A 17,033-nucleotide genomic window follows, 5' to 3' on the forward strand; every position below is an offset into this window, starting at 1 on the left:
AAGAAGAGGTTGCTGCTCATGCCCGATAACGTGCACATGGTTACCCCCGCCCAACGCAAGTGGCTGCCCTTGCTGACCGCAGTCGGCTTCTTCATGCAGACGCTCGATGGCACCATCCTCAACACCGCCCTGCCCAGCATGGCGGCGGCCCTGGGGGAGAGCCCGCTGCAGATGCAGTCGGTGGTCATCGCCTACATGCTGACGGTGGCGCTGCTCATTCCGGCCTCCGGCTGGCTTGCGGACCGATTCGGCACCCGCCGGGTCTACCTGGCCGCCATCTTGCTGTTCACCCTGGGCTCCTTGGCCTGCGCCGCTGCCAACACCCTGCCCATGCTGGTTGCGGCCAGGGTGCTGCAAGGGGTCGGTGGCGCCCTGCTGATGCCCATCGGCCGGCTCGCCGTGTTGCGGGTCTACAGCAAACATGAGCTGTTGCGGGTGATGTCCTTTGTCACCATCCCCGGTCTGTTGGGGCCCTTGCTCGGCCCGGCGCTGGGGGGCTGGCTGGTGGAGGTGGCGAGCTGGCACTGGGTGTTCCTGATCAACCTGCCGGTAGGGGTGATTGGATTCATCGCCAGCTGGAGCTTCATGCCTGACTTGCGACAACACACTGCCAAGTTTGATTGGCAGGGTTTCGTGCTATTCAGTGCCGGTATGGTGTTGGTATCCGTCGGCTTGCAAGGGCTTGGGGAGCATAGTATATCGACGGGCTGGGCCTTGTTTGCCGTCTTGTTCGGCCTCGCCGCCATGGCGAGTTACTGGCTCTATGCCGCCAATGCCGAGCAACCGCTGTTCAGCCTGGCGCTGTTCAAGACCTCCACCTTTGCCATCGGCATCTGGGGCAACCTGTTTGCCCGCCTCGGCAGTGGTGCCATGCCCTTTCTCACCCCGCTGTTCCTGCAACTGGGGCTGGGCTTCTCGCCGAGCAAGGCGGGCATGACCATGATCCCGACCGTAATCGGCGCCATGCTGACCAAGACGCTGGTCAACAAGTTGATCCCCAAGGTGGGGTATCGCCGGATCCTCATCATCAACACCCTGGCGCTGGGGGTGCTGATTGCCAGCTTCTCCCTCATCGACAATCAGGTGCCGCACTGGGTGCTGCTGGCCTGGCTGATGGTGTTTGGCGCCGTCAACTCGCTGCAATTCTCCGCCATGAACACCCTGACGCTGCAGGATCTGAGCGCCGAGCACGCCAGCAGCGGCAATGGCCTGCTGTCGGTGGTGATGCAACTCTCCATGAGCCTGGGAGTGGCCATCGCCGCCAGCCTGCTTGGCCTCTTCTCGGTCGGCCAGTCTGCGAGTGATAGCGAACGCTGGCTCGGGGGCTTCCACCTCACCTATCTGTGTATCGGCCTGATGTCGATGCTGGCGGCGCTGATCTTCGCCCAGCTGGCCAAGAAGGAGCGCCCTTGATCCGGGCGCTGAGTGTCATCCACGGGTACAAAGAGGGTGATCAGAGCTGTGCTTCTGGCAGGTAGCTGACCTGGCAGGGCAGAGCAGCCAACAGTGCGGCCAGATGCTCGGTCGCCAGCAGGAAGGTCTGCTCCGGGTGGCCTGGCGTCCAGGTGAAGGCCCCGTGGGCCAGCAGGGCCGGGTCTACCAGCAAGGGGATATCGGCGCGGGGCAGGAAGGGGCAGACGGCTCCCGGCAGGCAGCCAATCTCGGCCTGCATCTCCTCGGCCGTGCAGATGTAAGGCTTGGCACCGAGGCTCGCTTTCACCGCCTTGTTGTCCAGCCGCCCGTCCCTGTGGGTCAGCAGCAGGGCGAAACGGCCATCCTTGAACTTGAGAAACAGGGTCTTGCTGAACTCCGCCTGCCAGCCGAGGCGAGCCTTGACCCTCTCGTCGGTGGCGTAGTCCAGGATGGGTTCGTGCTGATAGCGCTGATGGGGCAGGGTGGTCAGCAGCTGGCAGTTGAAGTCGTGAATGGCGTCGAGTGGCATGGTGGTCTCCTGTGTCAGGCCCATACTGCCCGTCGCCGGGGCTTGGGCCCAATCATCATTGCTGATAGCCGATAAGCAACAAGGGCCCGCGGGCCCTTGTGATTCAGTGATGCTGCAACTCGCGAGCTTGCCAATGAAAGGCAATGGGATGGAGCTGCTGCGATGCCTTGTCATACTGCTGCCACAGCTCACCCAGGGTACGGCCATCGGTCGGGTGGGGCAGGGTGGGCGCCAGCTCGGCCAGCGGCCAGAGCACGAAGGCATTGGTGAGGATCTCGCCACGGGGCAGGGCGACTGGCGTCTCGCAGACCAGCTCGCCATAGAGCAGCAGATCCAGGTCCAGGGTGCGCGGCGCGAACTTCTTGGCGTCCGGCTCGCGGCCATGGGCAAACTCCATGGCGCGCAGCCGCTGGCATAAGGTTGCGAGGGGCAGTGTCGTATCTGCACCGACCACCAGGTTGTAGAAGGGGCGGCCGGCAAAGCCCACCGCCTCGCTCTCGAACACCCGGGAGACCTGGATCTCGCCAAATTCGGCCTGCAGGGCGTCGAGCCCGGCGCGGATGTGGTGCTCCCGCTCGATGTTGGAGCCCAGGCTGATGTAGATGCGGGTCATTTGGTCATCCTCCCTGCAAGCAAGAGGAGGACTCGCTCTGGGACGTTGCGCTGTGCCATCACTGGGCGCTCGCGGCCGGGGTGCGATGGCGCAGGATCTCGACGCCGACACCGGTGGCATTGGGCACGGCGCCCGGCTTGGTCAGCACGACCTTGACCCATTGCACCCGTTCGTCGGCCAGCACCAGGGCGGCGACCTGTTCGGCCATGGTCTCGACCAGCTCGACTATGGTACTGGCTGCGTGATCACAGATCTTGCGTGAGAGGGTGGCGTAATCCAGTGCCAGCTTGATATCGTCGGTTGCGGCGGCGGGGCGGTTATCAAAGCCCATCTCGAGATCGAAGCAGAGCTTCTGGCGAATGCCTTTCTCCCACTCATATACCCCAATGGTGGTCAAAACCTCGAGTCCGCGAATAAACACCTTGTCCATGACAGTACTTCTTCTTTACTCTTGATGGGCTGTGTGAACAGCGCTGGGATGCAGGCCTGGCAAGCAGATTGCTGCTGACGGTCGGTTTGGGCGACAGGCCCAGGCCAGAGAATGTGGCCCGCATCATACCCCATTCATATCGCGGTAAAAACGACCAAGATGACGGCCCTGACGATTTTGATGATTATTCTGGCCTATCTGGGCGGTTCGCTGTCCAGTGCCGTGCTGGTTTCCCGCATCACGGGTCTGCCGGATCCCCGTGACCATGGCTCCCACAACCCGGGGGCGACCAATGTGCTGCGCCTCGGTGGCCGGCTGGCGGCATTGATCGTGCTGCTGCTCGATATGCTCAAGGGCATGGCTCCCGTCTATCTCGCCTGGTATCTGCAGATCAAGCCCGTCTACCTTGGCTTCATCGGCGTGGCGGCGTGCCTCGGTCACATGTATCCCATCTTCTTCCATTTCCGCGGCGGCAAGGGCGTCGCCACGGCACTGGGCACCATGCTTCCCATCGGCTTTGCCATGGGGGGCGCCGCAATCGTCACCTGGCTGCTGGTGCTGCTGGTGAGTGGCTACTCGTCGCTGGCCTCCATCATTACCGTGCTGCTGACGCCACTCTTTACCTATCTGCTCAAACCGGAATACACCCTGCCGGTCTCCCTGCTCTCCTGCCTTATCCTGATCCGCCATCACGAGAACATTACCCGCCTATTAAAGGGGGAAGAGTCTCGACTGTGGGGCCGCCGAGCTACGGAAGTGATGAAAACGGATGCTGTTGCGCAAAAAAGAGACGAACGAGACAAAAAATGAAATTTCCCGTTGACCACCTGCCTTAAAATCCGTTTAATAGCGCCCACGCCCAGATAGCTCAGTCGGTAGAGCAGGGGATTGAAAATCCCCGTGTCGGCGGTTCGATTCCGTCTCTGGGCACCAAGTTTTGGTGCCATGAAGTAAAAATTTGTTCATGCACAGTGGTTTAAAGTGTGCCGGCTTAGCTCAGTAGGTAGAGCAACTGACTTGTAATCAGTAGGTCACCAGTTCGATTCCGGTAGCCGGCACCATTTGCCCAGATAGCTCAGTCGGTAGAGCAGGGGATTGAAAATCCCCGTGTCGGCGGTTCGATTCCGTCTCTGGGCACCAATAAAGGATGATAAGATAGCGATATCTTGCCTCCGATAGTTAATTCCTCCTTAGTTCAGTCGGTAGAACGGCGGACTGTTAATCCGTATGTCACTGGTTCAAGTCCAGTAGGAGGAGCCAATTCAAAAGACCCTTGTCGCAAGACAAGGGTCTTTTTTTATTGCTTTGCGTTCACACTGACGCAGTCGTCAATGCCGCCATGGCATGGGGGCTCCCTCACCCGGCCAGAGAGGTGTGCCACCCAAAGCCGGCATTAAATGAGTCGTAAATGGTCTCGTCACTTAAGCTCCTGTACAGTTCTTGTCCGTACAATAGCCTTATATAACAAGGGCCAAAAGCCTGTAACTAGTATTGACGAGGCTATGATGAACGTAAGACTGAAGACTGTATGTATTGCATTGGCACTGGCCAGCACGGCTGCGCACGCAAGCGATGACATCTATTTCGGTGCCGGGGTCGGTGCGGCCCACTTCAATGGCCTGAACAAGGTAGAAGGCGTTGAGAGTGGTACCGAAGATGCGACTGCTACCAACCTCTTCATGGGTTACAACTTCAACGAAAACTTCGGTGCAGAACTGGGCTACCAGTATGCGGGCCGCGGTAGTACCGATGGCGATCGCTATGAGAATCAGGGCGCAACCCTGTCCGGTATTGGCCGTCTGCCGCTTGGTGAAGACTTCTCCCTGTTTGGTGAAGCCGGTGCTTACTGGTCCCATACCGATGGCTTTGGCGTGAGCGATTCCCGCGTGTCGCCGATGGCGGGCGTTGGTCTGACCTACAAGCTGAACGATGCGCTGGATCTGCAAGCCCGCTACCGCTACATGTGGGATGTGGCTGACCTGACCACCAACACTGGCGAGCAGTACAAGTCCAACCAGAGCGTTGCGACGTTGGAAGCCGTCTACCATCCGTTCCGCACCTCCTATGTCGCCCCGGTGGCTGCACCTGTGGTTGCGACCGCGGCGCCGGTGATCGTTGAGAAGAACTTCTCCCTGAACTCCGACGTGCTGTTTGCCTTTGGCAAAGCGGATCTGAAACCGGAAGGCGCCGAAGCGTTGAACGGTCTGTACCAGCAAATTGTTGAATTCCAGCCGAAAGATGGCAGCGCGATCGTCGTTGGTTATACCGACCGTATCGGTTCCGAGTCTTACAACCAGAAGCTGTCCGAAGAGCGTGCCCGTAGCGTTGCCGACTTCCTGGTGAGCAAGGGCCTGGCTACCAGCAAGATCTCCATCGAAGGGCGCGGCGAAGCCGACCCGGTGACCGGCACCCAGTGTGACGGCGTCAAGGGTAAGAACGAGCTGATCTCCTGCCTGTCCCCGGATCGTCGCGTCGAAGTCCGCGTCTCTGGCGTACAGGAAGTCCAGCAGTAAGCTGACCTTACCCAGATGATGTGAAGAGGGGATGCCACGGCATCCCCTCTTGTTTATCCGCTATGCAGTGGAACTACGAGCGCCCTATGGCGTGCTTACGCGTTCCTTCTCCCCGGTGTGCAACCCTTGTCCAGGCTTGCAGCAAGCTGTCGCAGCTTGTCCTTTATTTATTCCCTATCAGTGACTTACCTCTTGATTCTCGCCTAGTATGGTGGCGTAACGGACGTAGACCACGCCGATCCCCTGCATCAGGCCAGCCACACAGGCCAAGGCTTCCAGTACCTGACTCTTTCTCTCGGACTATGCCTGGCAGGACCTATTTGCTATCGAGGTAATGTATGAATGCAACTGAGCTCTGGCAGCTTTCTCCCGAGAAATTCAATGAGTGGCGCAGGGAGAATGACTATCCGCTGATTTGGGATCTGCTGGTGGCATCGCTGCCCTATTTTGACGACTGGATGACGGAGCAAAAAATAGACAAGGGTGTGATCTTTCAGATTGGGATCGCCAGGTTCATCAGCTCCAGGTGTGTGCTCAGCCTCTGCGTCTACAAGAGTGATGACAAGATAAGGTTGTATGAGACCGGATCGAGTGCGCTGGAATCCCTGCGCAAGAGCGGGCTGATCCAGTCCGAGTCGCGCTTTGAGCCCTACATCATGTGGCTGGCGGGCAAGCACGGCAACGGTGAGCTCAAGAAGGTACAGGGCCTGCTTTCTGTCTCCGAAAACAACAAGGGAGAGGCGCAGGTGCTGGGCAAGCATCGGCTGCTCAATATTGGTGGCCTTGAGCTGAAAACCCCCATCATCTCCGGCCGTTTGCTCGATTTTACCTGCCTCGACGAGCTCTCGCTGGACGGCGCCATCAACAATTCCAAGGTCTATTTATGGCACTGCTCGGCCAAGGGGGTGCGCATCAACGGGGGGGTCATTGGCCTCGATCTGTTTGATTCCCTGCTGTGGGACCACAGAGCCTGGGCCAAGAAGCGGGAACTGGCGCTGGAAGACGGGGTATTTCAGGACTTCACCATAGAGTGCGAAGAGATACGCTTCCACTCCTCCAGGGCCGTGCTGAAGAACGTCTGTGTGCGTGCCAAGAGCTTCGATGCCACCATGGAGCACACCAATCTGGACAAGGTGCAGGTCGCCTATAACCACAATGGCCGGATCGATCACAGCGAGGCCAGCAAGTTGTACCGCAATGCCAAGCGGCTCTTCTCCAGCGTGGGGGACACCGTCGATGCCGGTGAGTGCTATTACCAGGAAAAGGTACACGAGATGAAGTCGCTGGCAAGCCCCAGGGAGCTGTTCAAGGAGAGCTGGCTGCGCAGTGGCCTGCTGAAGAAAGGGCTGCTCTCTCTGCTGTGCTACCTGAAGTGCGCCTCCAAGTTCATCAGCTTCATCACCTGGGGCTTTGGCGAGCGCCCGATCCGCAGCCTGTTGCTGTCGATGCTGGTGATCCTGCTGGCGACCCTGACCTATTTTCTGGCGCCGGAATCCGTTACCCATGGCCACCTGGGTCGCTCGCTCTACTTCAGCATCGTGACCTTCGTGACGCTTGGCTACGGGGATATCTCCCAGACCTCGTCACCGCTCCAGCTGTTGTCGGCCATAGAGGCGTTCAGCGGCATGTTCCTGACCGGTCTCTTCCTGGCGGGCTTTGCGTCGAAGACCAAGCAATATTGATGGGCAGGCTGATGCTGTTGGTGATCGAAAGGCACTGGCCCGAGGCGGATGGAATATCGCCTTGATTTGAAAAAGAGCGTTAAACACCAGGTGTCACCCCGAGTGATATGAAGCCATCAGTGAACAAGCCCAGCCGCCGCGCTGGGCTTGCCTGTTTCTGGGCTGCCCAATCCCTTCCTTGACGCATCGGGCGTGGAGCGACTTTATTTAAAGCTACCTGCCGGGGTTGCGAGGGAGCGAAAACCGGGCGATGCAAAACCACATACAGAGGAGCGAGAGCAGGATACGAGAGACCCACAATTCAAGCTGAGAAGGAATAACGCTATGATATTGAATCACTTATGGGGATTGTATGCCCATCCTCACACCGAATGGCATACCATAGACGAGAGACATGACAGTTTCAGAAACAGTCTGACTCATATCCTGATCGTGGCCCTTATCCCATCCGTCTGCGCCTACTACTCCGCAGTGCATATCGGCTGGAGCATAGGGGTGGGGGATCCCATCACCCTGACCGCCAACAGCGCCTTCGTGTTGTCGGTGGCCATGTATATCGCACTCATCGTCGGCGTCTTCGCCCTCTCCTATCTGGTGCACTGGATGGGCCACACCTTCGGCTCCAACCCCAGCTACACGACGGCGCTGGAGCTCGCGGCCTATACCTCGACCCCGCTGTTTATGGTCGGCTTCTCCGCCTTCTTCCCGCACCTCTGGTTCGTGATGATCATCGGCCTCATCGGGCTCAGCTATTCCGTCTATCTGCTCTATATCGGTGTGCCCATCCTGATGCACATCCCCAAGGAGCAGGGCTTCATCTATGCGAGCTCTGTGGTCACGGTCGGTCTGGTGTTACTGGTCTGCGTGCTGGCGAGCACCGCCATCCTCTGGGGCACCGGCTTCGGGCCCGTGTTTACCCATTAGGGCCTGGCTTGCAGCTGAAGACAAAAAAGGCGCCACTGTGGCGCCTTTTTATATTCCAGTATTTTACTGTTTTATGGTTGATTCGTCTGTTGTGCGCCCGCCAATTCCTCGGTGGTCATGGGCCGCAACACCTTGCAGGGATTGCCCACGGCGACTACGTTGGCCGGTATATCCTTGGTCACAACAGATCCTGCCCCGATCACGCTGTTGTCCCCTATGGTGACGCCGGGGCAGATGACGGTGCTCCCGCCAATCCAGACGTTGTTGCCGATGCGCACCGGCTTGCCAAACTCGACCCCGGCCACCCGCGGGACGACGGCGATGGGGTGGGCTGCGGTGTAGATCTGCACCCCGGGCGCCAGCAGCACATTGTCACCGATATGCACCTCGCACACATCCAGGATGGTGCAGTTGACGTTGGCGTAGAAGTTCTCGCCCACATGGATGTTGGCACCATAGTCGCAAAAGAACGGCGGATTGATGGCGCAGGCCGTGCCCCGGCTGCCGAGCAGCTCCTTCAACAGCGCATCCCGTTCAGGCTTCTCCTGCCAGCGGGTATTGAAGCTGTGGTAGAGGGCGCGGCAGCGCTCACGCGCCGCCTTGAGCTCGGGGTCGGCGGCGTCATAGTGCTCGCCGGCCACCATCTTTTGCCGCTCCTGGCCGCGATTCTTTAGTGTCTGCTGCGGTGAAGTCACCGCTGTGGCAGTGGTTTGTGTCATCGTTTATTCCATCAACCAGATAAGTGACTCATAGGGGCGCAACAATGTCGTTGCCTGCGGCTGGGTCGGGCTGTCCGGGTAGTTGCCCAGCAGCAGGCGCCCCTTACCGGTCTGGAGATCGGTGGGGAGGGCAAACTCCGCTGCCTCGCCGTAGAAGTTGCTAACCACCAGCAGTGCCTTGCCCTGCCAATGGCGGGCATAGGCCCAGAGACGCGGGTGGCCAGGCAGCAACTCCTGGTAATCCCCTTGGGTGAAGATGGGGTGTGCCTTGCGAAGGGCGATCAGATCCCGATAGTGCCAGAACACGGAGTCTGCGTCCGCCAATGCGGCTTCGGCGTTGATCGTCGGGTAGTTGGCGGCGGGTTTGAGCCAGGGCGTGCCTTGGGTGAAACCTGCGTTGGGGGAGTCGCTCCACTGCATGGGGGTACGGGAGTTGTCCCGCGACTTGGCGGCCAGGATGGCGAGGATCTCGGCCTCGCTCATGCCCTCGGCTTGCTTGATGGCGAAGATGTTGCGGCTCTCCACGTCCTGATAGTCATGGATGCTGCCATAACCCGGATTGGTCATGCCGATCTCTTCCCCCTGATAGATGTAGGGAGTGCCTTGCAGGCCGTGCAGGGTGCTGGCCAGCATCTTGGCGGCCACCACGCGATGTTCACCCTCGTCGCCGAAGCGGGAGACGATGCGCGGCTGATCGTGGTTGCACCAGAACAGCGCCGACCAGGCCTTGCCGTGCATGCCGCTCTGCCAGTGGTTGAAGATGCGCTTGAGCTCGAGGAAATCGAACGGCGCCTTGGTCCACTTGTCCCCATTCGGATAGTCGACCTTGAGGTGATGGAAGTTGAACACCATGGATAACTCGGAGCCATCGAGGGCGCCGTAGCGCTGGCAGTGCTCGATGGAGGTGGAGGACATCTCACCCACCGCCATGGCGCCCACCGGGGCGAATACGTCGCGGCTCACGTCCTGCAAGAATTCATGGATGCGTGGCCCGTCGGTGTAGAAGCGGCGGCCGTCGCCGCTGTCATCGTTCGGGAAGCGCTGATCCTTGGAGATGAGATTGATGACGTCGAGGCGGAAGCCATCGATGCCTTTGTCGGCCCAAAAGTGGATGATCTTTTTGACCTCGGCGCGCACCGCCGGGTTTTCCCAGTTCAAGTCTGCCTGCTCGCGGGCAAACAGGTGCAGGTAGTACTGACCGGTGGCGCTATCCAGTTCCCAGGCACTGCCGCCAAATTTGGAGATCCAGTTGTTTGGCACGCCGCCGTCCACGGGATCGCGCCAGATGTAGTAGTCGCGGTAGGGGCTATTCTTGTCCCCCAGGGCGGATTGGAACCAGGCGTGCTGGGTGGAGGTGTGGTTGACGACGATATCCATCACGATGCGGATGTCGCGCCCATGGGCCGCCGCTAGCAGGGCCTCGAAGTCCGCCATGGTGCCGTAGGCGGGGTCGATATTCAGGTAATCGGCGATGTCGTAGCCGTTGTCGACCTGGGGGGAGACGTAGACCGGAGTCAGCCAGAGGGCATCGACGCCGAGGGTCTTGAGGTAATCGAGGCGGGCCATGATCCCCTTGAGGTCACCAGTGCCGCGCTCGCCGCTGTCCTGAAAACTCTTGGGGTAGATCTGGTAAATCGTGGCGCTCTGCCACCAGGGTGTCTGGCTCATGGTCAGGTTCTCGTGTTGCTTGTCATGACAAGGCGCAGCACAGGGCTGCGCCTTGTGTTTTTCCTTTGAGGGATCAGGCGGTTGCCAGATCCAGCTTGCCGGCGGCTTGCTGGCGCTTATAGACCAGCAGGGTCAGCACGACGGGGACGACGATGGCCACCAGCATGGCGATGGCGTAGATGCCCCAGTATTGCGGCTGGATGGAGAGGATGCCGGGCAGGCCACCGACCCCGATGCCGTTGGCCATCACCCCTGCGAAGCCGCAGATGAGGGCCGCACAGCTCGAGCCCACCATGGCGCACAGCATGGGGAATTTGTACTTCAGGTTGATGCCGTACATGGCCGGCTCGGTCACGCCGAGGTAGGCGGAGATGGCAGCAGGCACCGAGATCTCCCGCTCGTTCTCCTTGCGGCTGATGAGGATGATGCCGACGACCGCAGAAGCCTGGGCGATGTTGGAGAGCGCGATCAGCGGCCAGATCGGGGTGCCCCCCATGCTCTGCATCAGCTGCAAGTCTACCGCGTTGGTGGTGTGGTGGATGCCAGTGATGACCAGGGGTGCATAGAGGAAGCCGAACAGGGCGGCGCCGATGGGGGCGAAGGAGCCGGTCATGGCGGCCTTGGCGGCGAAACCGACCCCCTCACCAATCCAGCGGCCGAAGGGGCCGATGAAGGCGTGGGCCACGATCACCGCCAGCAGCAGGGAGATGAAAGGCACTATCACCAGGTAGAGATAGGCCGGGATGATGCGCTTGAGATTGGTCTCCACCCAGGCGAGGAAGACCCCTGCCAGCAGGGCCGGGATGACCTGGGCCTGATAGCCGACCTTCTGGATGACGAACAGGCCGAAGTCCCACACTTCCGGGGTCTGCTGGCCGATGCCGTAGGCGTTCATTAGTTGTGGTGAAACGAGCGTGATCCCGAGCACTATCCCCAGGATCTCGGAGCCGCCCATCTTCCTGACCGCGGACCAGCAGACGCCGACCGGCAGGAAGTGGAAGATGGCTTCACCCAGCAGCCAGAGGAAGGAGTGGACCTGGGCCCAGAACTGGCTGATCTCCACCAGGGTATGAGTGCCATCGTCGAACATCTTGATGTCGCCGATGACGTTGCGAAAGCCCAGGATCAGGCCGCCGGTGATGATGGCGGGCAGCAGGGGTACGAAGATCTCCGCCAGATGGGAGATGCCGCGCTCCAGCGGATTCATGTTCTGGCGCGCCGCCAGTTTGGCGGCATCCTTGCTGCCGCCGCTGACCCCGATCTCCTCGGTGAGCGCCTTGTACCACTGCTCCACTTCGTTGCCGATGACCACCTGGAACTGGCCGCCCTGGGTGAAGCTGCCCTTCACCGCCGGTATGGTTTCGATGGCCTTGGGGTCGGCCTTGGCCGGGTCATTGAGCACGAAGCGCAGCCGGGTCAGGCAATGGCTGACGGTGGCGATGTTCTCCTTGCCGCCGATCTTGTCGATGAGCTGGGCCAGATGTTGTGCGTTGATCTTGGACATGAGTCTTCCCTCTGTGACTCCAGTGAGTTTGGTATGCATCACCCTGTAGGGCCAATCTGCGGACCCGAGCGTTCTTGGTATAGTGCCTATTTAGCATGCTACCAATTTTTCCCGATCAAAATGGGAACGTTCCCATTTCGTGGTGAGTGTCACAAAATGGATGAATCTTGCTCAATGGGAGGTGATGGCAGTCACAAGAGCTGGCTGGGGGCTATGGTGGCCTGCGGCACTCTGCCCTGCTCTATCTGGCCGAGTAACTGACGGGCCGCCTGTTCGCCCGCCCCCTTGTAGCCGAGATCCAGGCTGAGGGCATTGGGGAACAGAAAACCCAGCAGGGGATTGTTGCCAAGGCCGGTCACCAGCACCTCGCTGCGGCCCTGCTCCTGCAGGTATTTGGCGGCGCCCATGGCGAGGGTATCGCTGGCGCAGACCAGCGCCTGGGTGCTTGGGGTGAGCAGCTCGGCCGCCAGCCGATAGCCGCTCTGCAGGCTGAGATCCCCAAGCGCCGTGCGAGCCGTCAGCCCCCGCTCCTGGCAGTGGGTCAGATAGGCATCGAGGCGGCGCTGGCCTGTGGTGAGATCCGATACGTCCACCCCAAGATAGGCGATGTCGCGAGCGCCCCGTTGCTCCAGCTGGGCCAGCATGGTGCGAACGGCGCCGGCATCGTCGAAGCAGACCGAGGAAAATCCTGGGAATTCCCGCGCCACCAGCACCAGCTTCTCCCGATAGGGAGTCATGGCGGGGTAATCGAGATCGTTGAAGGCAAACAAGATGATGCCGTCTACCCCGCGCCTTGCCAGTACCGCCAGATGTTCGCTCACCTTGTCAGGGGAGAACTTGCTCTCCATCAGCACGGCGTCATAGCCGCGGGCGTAGAGGGTCTCCAGCATGCCGCGCACCGCCTGATTCTCGGAGCTGGAATCGAGCCGCGAGACGATGATGCCCACCACCTGCTGGCTCTGGCTGCGCATGGCGCGGGCCGACTTGCTCGGCACGAAGCCGTGTTCGGCGATGATCTGCTCCACCTTCTCCCTTGTCTGGGGTTTGACCTTGGGATCCTGGTTGAGCACCCGGGAGACGGTCGACTTGCCGACGCCGGAGAGGCGGGCGATGTCGAGGATGGTCAGTTTCTTTTCCATAACGGGTGCTCGGGCAGGGGATTGCCCACATTGTTGTGATTAACCCCTGTGAATACAAGCCCATGGCGTTAGAATGACCGCTCCCCTTTCCATATCGGCTGGCGGCCTGCCGCTCGCATCGCACAGGACGCGCATCATGGATCTGTTGGCAAGTCTGCATTTTTCCCTCTCCATCACGGGCCCCATCTGCATGGTGCTGGTGCTCGGCATCTGGCTCAAGCGCCTGGGCCTCTTGCCAGACAGCTTCGTCGAATCCGCCTCCCGCCTGGTGTTCCAGGTTACCCTGCCGGCCCTGCTGTTCCTCAGCATGGTGCGCACCGATTTTTCCACCATGCCGAGCCCCTGGCTCATCCTCTACGGTCTGCTGGGGACCCTTGCGGGTTTTCTGGTGCTCGAGCTGCTGGCGCGGCGCTTCATCAGCGAGCAGAAGTTGCGTGGCATCTTCGTGCAGGGCAGCTTTCGCGGCAACATGGGGATCATGGGGCTGGCCTATGTGCAAAACGCCTACGGCCCGGAGGGGATCGGCGCCGCCGCCCTGCTGGTGGGCGCCGTCACAGTGCTCTACAACATCCTGGCGGTCATCACCCTCACCCGCAGCCTGGGGGGAGGGCGGGGGATCAAGCCAATCCTGAAGGGGATCGTCAAAAACCCCCTGATCATCGCCATCCTCTCGGCGCTGCCGTTTGGTCTGCTCGGCATCGAGTTGCCGTCGCTGGTCATCAACACCGGTAATTATTTCGCCAACATGACGTTGCCGCTGGCCCTGCTCTGTACCGGTGCCAGCCTCAACCTCAAGGCTTTGCGTGGCGGCGCCGGCCTGACCGGTTGGGCCACCGCCAACCGGTTGTTCTTCATTCCGGTGCTGCTGGTCATGGGGGCCTGGGCGCTCGGTTTCAGCACTCAGGCGCTCGGTATCCTGTTTCTCATCAGCTCCACCCCGACGGCGGCCGCCAGCTATGTGATGACCCGCGCCATGGGCGGCGACAGCGTGCTCGCCGCGAACATCATCGCTACCACCACCCTCGGCTCGCTGGTGAGCACCAGCCTGGGGGCGGCTTTAATGAACTACCTGGGACTGATGGGTTGATGATACGAGGCCCGTTGATTGTGGATAGACGGGCTTGACCTTGCCGCTGGCGGCAGCCTTAGGCTGGATTGACATCAACAGAGGAGACACATCATGACTATCGAACTCACCGTATCCGGCATGTCCTGCGGCGGTTGCGCCGCCAGCCTGCAGAAAGCCCTGCTGGCTCAGCCGAGCGTGACTCAGGCCAAGGTAGACTTCGACAGCAGCAAGGCTGTCATCGATGGCGAGCTGAGCAAGGCCGAGTTGATCGCGCTGATCGAGGCCAAGGGCTTTAATGCAGAGTGAGATATCTCAATATGGGTAAAAATCAGACTAATATTCTGTTTACTTGTTTTTATTGGTGAGAGTGATCACTTAAATTTCATTTAAAAAGAATAAAAATGCTGCAATCAACCATTCAGAAGGATTGCAGCATGACCCTCCCTATCCGCAAGACCCTGCTCGCCGTTGTCCTCGGCATGACCCTCTCCCCCCTGGCCATGGCGCTGCCCAGCGTGCACATACTGGCGACCGGCGGCACCATCGCCGGGGCGGGGCAGTCTGCAACCCAGTCCAACTACGAGGCCGGCAAGGTGGCCATCGAGACCCTGATCGCCGCCGTGCCCGAGATGAAGAACGTGGCCGAGGTGCAGGGGGAGCAGGTGGTCAAGATAGGCTCCCAGGACATGAACGACGAGGTGTGGCTCAAGCTCGCCAAGCGGGTCAACGAGCTGCTGGCCAAGGATGACGTGGACGGCATCGTCATCACCCACGGCACCGATACCATGGAAGAGACCGCCTACTTCCTGAACCTCACCGTCAAGAGCGACAAGCCGGTGGTGCTGGTCGGCGCCATGCGCCCCTCCACCGCCATGAGTGCCGACGGTCCGCTGAACCTCTACAACGCCGTGGTCACCGCCTCCGACCCCAGCTCCAAGGGCCGTGGCGTCATGGTCGCCATGAACGACACAGTGCTGGATGCCCGCGACGTCACCAAGACCAACACCACAGGGGTGCAGACCTTTGCCGCCCCGAACTTCGGCCCGCTCGGCTACATCCACAACGGCAAGATCGACTACCAGCGCAGCCCGGCCCGCCTGCACACCAGCAAGACCCCGTTCGACGTGAGCAAGCTCGACAAGCTGCCCCAGGTCGGCATCGTCTACAACTATGCCAACGCCAGCGATCTGCCGGCCAAGGCCCTGGTGGACGCCAAGTTTGACGGCATCGTCAGCGCCGGGGTGGGCAACGGCAACCTCTACCACACCTTGTTCGACACCCTGGCCAAGGCGAGCGAGGACGGCATCCGGGTGGTGCGCTCCGCCCGCGTGCCGACCGGTGCCACCACCCTGGACGCCGAGATCGACGACGCCAAGTACGGCTTCGTGGCCGCCGGCACCCTGAACCCGCAGAAGGCGCGCATCCTGCTGATGCTCTCCCTGACCCAGAGCAAGGATCCCAAGCAGATCCAGCGCTGGTTCCAGGAGTTCTGATCCCGGGGCTCGGCCCGCTAATGTAATCCCATAAAAAAAGGGCAGGATCGGATCCTGCCCTTTTCCATTGCGCCTTGCAGGCTCCTCAGGCCAGCATCAGCCAGCCGCCGAAACCGAGGTACACCAGCCCCACCCAGGCCAGCTTGCCCGCCGTCATCCGCCCACGGCGAAAGCCCCACCACAGCAGTACTATCGCCAGCAGGGTCACCAGGGAGGAGACCATCATGGTGCGGTCGAGCAACCAGGGGGTAAACAACAGACAGAATGCCTTGGGAATGGTGCCCTGGATCATCATGGCGCCGGAGATGTTGGCCAGTGCCAGCCGATGCTTGCCCTGGCGCACCCAGATCAGCACGTTCATCAGCTCCGGCATCTCGGTCGCCACCGGGCTCAGCAGCAGGGCCGCCAGCACGGGAGAGAGGCCGAGCAGCTCGCCCATGCTCTCCAGCTGATGGACGAACAGCTGAGCCGCCAGCGCCACCACCACCAGTGCCACCAAGGTTTGCAGCAGCACCTTGCGAAGCGGCGGGATCCCGGCCCCGGGGGCCAGCTTGAGGGGCTCGGGCAGCTCGACCTCGTGGCTGTCGGTCTGCTGCAGCTCGCGGCGCACATAGATCAGGTAGATCAGCACGAACAGCGGGGCCAGCCAGGCTTTGCCGGTGAAAGTCACCATGCCGAGGGCCACCGCCACCAGAAAGATGCCGACAAACCAGCGCTGATCCCGGCCTATGGCGCGTTGCACCTCGTCCTCCATGACCCTGTGCTCAGGGCTCATGCACAGCAACAGGGTCAGGCCGACGGCAGAGTAGCCGATGGTGGAGAGCACCAGGGGGCCGCCGAGGGCGGCGCCTATCCCGATCTGTTGCTGGGCGGGGGCATCACCCATCAGCAGGGCGGTCAGGGTGACGATGCATTCGGGCAAGGCCGTGCCGAGGGCCGCCAGCAGGGAGCCGGTGGCGGTCTGGGAGATCTTGAAGTGATGGCCTGTCCATTCGATACCGTTGACGAAATATTCGCAGGCGAGGTAGATGGTGACGGCAGAGAGCAGGAATAACAGCAGGGTAATCAGCATGATGGGCAACCGCCGGGCGAGCAGAACAACCGATGGACCCGATACGGCTCGCCCGGCTGGCGTGCATATCGAGGCCAAAGGTCTTGCAGAGCGATAGATGCTATCGCCGCCCATGCCATGGATCGGCAGATCCAAGAATGTTGACATGAGCCCTGCCCGGATCACGGGCGGGTTGCTACTCCCCAATGACAGTGCGGGTTTTTTACCAAGTTGGGCTGCCCCTCACAAGGCAAATTGGCGCTCATCCACTCAACAAGTTGTAAGG

At 60.6% G+C, this 17,033-nt stretch carries 16 protein-coding genes, 4 tRNA genes and 1 riboswitch; of the genes, 12 read left to right on the forward strand and 8 right to left on the reverse strand.

Annotated features, from left to right (window positions below; translation table 11 throughout):
* Positions 1 to 18 precede the first annotated feature (18 nt).
* Positions 19 to 1,413, forward strand: coding sequence for a multidrug transporter subunit MdtD (gene mdtD / locus BN1137_RS12290; RefSeq protein WP_050719114.1), 1,395 nt, complete (start codon positions 19 to 21; stop codon positions 1,411 to 1,413).
* 40 nt (positions 1,414 to 1,453) lie between these two features.
* Here mdtD and BN1137_RS12295 read toward each other — a convergent pair whose 3' ends face one another.
* From BN1137_RS12295 to folB, 3 genes are all read right to left on the reverse strand, one after another.
* Entirely contained in the window at positions 1,454 to 1,942 is a 489-nt protein-coding gene (locus BN1137_RS12295) for a YbaK/EbsC family protein (protein WP_050719115.1), read from the reverse strand.
* 103 nt (positions 1,943 to 2,045) lie between these two features.
* Positions 2,046 to 2,555, reverse strand: a complete 510-nt coding sequence (folK, locus tag BN1137_RS12300; RefSeq protein ID WP_050718889.1) for a 2-amino-4-hydroxy-6-hydroxymethyldihydropteridine diphosphokinase — start codon at positions 2,553 to 2,555, stop codon at positions 2,046 to 2,048.
* Between the two features lie 58 nt (positions 2,556 to 2,613).
* Positions 2,614 to 2,985: a dihydroneopterin aldolase gene (folB, locus tag BN1137_RS12305; protein WP_050718890.1), complete on the reverse strand. Its 372-nt coding sequence runs from the start codon at positions 2,983 to 2,985 to the stop codon at positions 2,614 to 2,616.
* 159 nt (positions 2,986 to 3,144) lie between these two features.
* On the opposite strand from folB, the gene plsY reads away from it, so the two are divergent.
* The 8 genes from plsY (at position 3,145) to BN1137_RS12345 (ending at position 8,104) form a co-directional block, all read left to right on the forward strand.
* The gene (plsY, locus tag BN1137_RS12310) at positions 3,145 to 3,795 is read left to right on the forward strand and encodes a glycerol-3-phosphate 1-O-acyltransferase PlsY (protein ID WP_050718891.1); all 651 of its coding nucleotides are present in this window, start codon (positions 3,145 to 3,147) and stop codon (positions 3,793 to 3,795) included.
* Between the two features lie 47 nt (positions 3,796 to 3,842).
* Positions 3,843 to 3,918: transfer RNA gene (locus tag BN1137_RS12315), tRNA-Phe, on the forward strand.
* Positions 3,919 to 3,970: 52 nt separating this feature from the next.
* A tRNA-Thr gene (locus BN1137_RS12320) sits at positions 3,971 to 4,046 on the forward strand.
* 3 nt (positions 4,047 to 4,049) lie between these two features.
* Positions 4,050 to 4,125, forward strand: a tRNA-Phe gene (locus tag BN1137_RS12325).
* A 44-nt stretch (positions 4,126 to 4,169) separates the two neighbouring features.
* Positions 4,170 to 4,245: transfer RNA gene (locus BN1137_RS12330), tRNA-Asn, on the forward strand.
* Positions 4,246 to 4,490: 245 nt separating this feature from the next.
* Entirely contained in the window at positions 4,491 to 5,498 is a 1,008-nt protein-coding gene (locus BN1137_RS12335) for an OmpA family protein (RefSeq protein WP_157433737.1), read from the forward strand.
* A 338-nt stretch (positions 5,499 to 5,836) separates the two neighbouring features.
* A complete protein-coding gene (locus tag BN1137_RS12340) occupies positions 5,837 to 7,180 on the forward strand; it encodes a potassium channel family protein (RefSeq protein WP_050718893.1) in 1,344 nt (447 codons plus the stop codon).
* A 324-nt stretch (positions 7,181 to 7,504) separates the two neighbouring features.
* Positions 7,505 to 8,104 carry a Yip1 family protein gene (locus tag BN1137_RS12345; protein WP_050718894.1) on the forward strand — a complete coding sequence of 200 codons (600 nt, stop codon included), beginning with the start codon at positions 7,505 to 7,507 and terminating at the stop codon, positions 8,102 to 8,104.
* Between the two features lie 71 nt (positions 8,105 to 8,175).
* On the opposite strand, the gene BN1137_RS12350 is transcribed toward BN1137_RS12345, so the two are convergent.
* The 4 genes from BN1137_RS12350 to treR form a co-directional block, all read right to left on the reverse strand.
* Complete coding sequence (locus tag BN1137_RS12350) at positions 8,176 to 8,823, reverse strand: sugar O-acetyltransferase (protein ID WP_050718895.1); 648 nt, start codon at positions 8,821 to 8,823, stop codon at positions 8,176 to 8,178.
* A 3-nt stretch (positions 8,824 to 8,826) separates the two neighbouring features.
* Complete coding sequence (gene treC, locus BN1137_RS12355) at positions 8,827 to 10,491, reverse strand: alpha,alpha-phosphotrehalase (protein WP_050718896.1); 1,665 nt, start codon at positions 10,489 to 10,491, stop codon at positions 8,827 to 8,829.
* Between the two features lie 73 nt (positions 10,492 to 10,564).
* Positions 10,565 to 11,995 (reverse strand): PTS trehalose transporter subunit IIBC, encoded by a 1,431-nt coding sequence (gene treB / locus BN1137_RS12360; protein ID WP_050718897.1) that lies wholly within the window; start codon positions 11,993 to 11,995, stop codon positions 10,565 to 10,567.
* Positions 11,996 to 12,186: 191 nt separating this feature from the next.
* Entirely contained in the window at positions 12,187 to 13,134 is a 948-nt protein-coding gene (gene treR, locus BN1137_RS12365) for a trehalose operon repressor TreR (RefSeq protein WP_050718898.1), read from the reverse strand.
* Between the two features lie 136 nt (positions 13,135 to 13,270).
* Here treR and BN1137_RS12370 point away from each other — a divergent pair, with 136 nt between their 5' ends.
* The 3 genes from BN1137_RS12370 to ansB all read left to right on the forward strand — a co-directional run bounded on the left by BN1137_RS12370 (position 13,271) and on the right by ansB (position 15,696).
* On the forward strand, positions 13,271 to 14,221 hold the full coding sequence (locus tag BN1137_RS12370) for an AEC family transporter (RefSeq protein ID WP_050718899.1): 951 nt from the start codon (positions 13,271 to 13,273) through the stop codon (positions 14,219 to 14,221).
* 93 nt (positions 14,222 to 14,314) lie between these two features.
* Complete coding sequence (locus tag BN1137_RS12375; protein ID WP_050718900.1) at positions 14,315 to 14,509, forward strand: heavy-metal-associated domain-containing protein; 195 nt, start codon at positions 14,315 to 14,317, stop codon at positions 14,507 to 14,509.
* Positions 14,510 to 14,637: 128 nt separating this feature from the next.
* A complete protein-coding gene (gene ansB, locus BN1137_RS12380; protein ID WP_050719116.1) occupies positions 14,638 to 15,696 on the forward strand; it encodes an L-asparaginase 2 in 1,059 nt (352 codons plus the stop codon).
* 85 nt (positions 15,697 to 15,781) lie between these two features.
* Here the strand turns inward: ansB and BN1137_RS12385 are convergent, their stop codons facing one another.
* Positions 15,782 to 16,768 (reverse strand): sodium:calcium antiporter, encoded by a 987-nt coding sequence (locus tag BN1137_RS12385; RefSeq protein WP_050718901.1) that lies wholly within the window; start codon positions 16,766 to 16,768, stop codon positions 15,782 to 15,784.
* A gap of 3 nt (positions 16,769 to 16,771) precedes the next feature.
* A riboswitch (yybP-ykoY riboswitch) is annotated at positions 16,772 to 16,964 on the reverse strand.
* Positions 16,965 to 17,033: the final 69 nt, after the last annotated feature.

This window comes from Aeromonas tecta (assembly GCF_000820185.1).
In the GTDB taxonomy this organism is placed as follows: Bacteria; Pseudomonadota; Gammaproteobacteria; order Enterobacterales; family Aeromonadaceae; genus Aeromonas; species Aeromonas tecta.

Excerpts from the sequence above, each read along its gene's own strand:
- mdtD (WP_050719114.1), top strand. The coding sequence starts at position 19 with ATGCCCGATAACGTGCACATGGTTACCCCCGCCCAACGCAAGTGGCTG.
- BN1137_RS12295 (WP_050719115.1), bottom strand. The coding sequence starts at position 1,942 with ATGCCACTCGACGCCATTCACGACTTCAACTGCCAGCTGCTGACCACC.
- folK (WP_050718889.1), bottom strand. The coding sequence starts at position 2,555 with ATGACCCGCATCTACATCAGCCTGGGCTCCAACATCGAGCGGGAGCAC.
- folB (WP_050718890.1), bottom strand. The coding sequence starts at position 2,985 with ATGGACAAGGTGTTTATTCGCGGACTCGAGGTTTTGACCACCATTGGG.
- plsY (WP_050718891.1), top strand. The coding sequence starts at position 3,145 with ATGACGGCCCTGACGATTTTGATGATTATTCTGGCCTATCTGGGCGGT.
- BN1137_RS12335 (WP_157433737.1), top strand. The coding sequence starts at position 4,491 with ATGAACGTAAGACTGAAGACTGTATGTATTGCATTGGCACTGGCCAGC.
- BN1137_RS12340 (WP_050718893.1), top strand. The coding sequence starts at position 5,837 with ATGAATGCAACTGAGCTCTGGCAGCTTTCTCCCGAGAAATTCAATGAG.
- BN1137_RS12345 (WP_050718894.1), top strand. The coding sequence starts at position 7,505 with ATGATATTGAATCACTTATGGGGATTGTATGCCCATCCTCACACCGAA.
- BN1137_RS12350 (WP_050718895.1), bottom strand. The coding sequence starts at position 8,823 with ATGACACAAACCACTGCCACAGCGGTGACTTCACCGCAGCAGACACTA.
- treC (WP_050718896.1), bottom strand. The coding sequence starts at position 10,491 with ATGAGCCAGACACCCTGGTGGCAGAGCGCCACGATTTACCAGATCTAC.
- treB (WP_050718897.1), bottom strand. The coding sequence starts at position 11,995 with ATGTCCAAGATCAACGCACAACATCTGGCCCAGCTCATCGACAAGATC.
- treR (WP_050718898.1), bottom strand. The coding sequence starts at position 13,134 with ATGGAAAAGAAACTGACCATCCTCGACATCGCCCGCCTCTCCGGCGTC.
- BN1137_RS12370 (WP_050718899.1), top strand. The coding sequence starts at position 13,271 with ATGGATCTGTTGGCAAGTCTGCATTTTTCCCTCTCCATCACGGGCCCC.
- BN1137_RS12375 (WP_050718900.1), top strand. The coding sequence starts at position 14,315 with ATGACTATCGAACTCACCGTATCCGGCATGTCCTGCGGCGGTTGCGCC.
- ansB (WP_050719116.1), top strand. The coding sequence starts at position 14,638 with ATGACCCTCCCTATCCGCAAGACCCTGCTCGCCGTTGTCCTCGGCATG.
- BN1137_RS12385 (WP_050718901.1), bottom strand. The coding sequence starts at position 16,768 with ATGCTGATTACCCTGCTGTTATTCCTGCTCTCTGCCGTCACCATCTAC.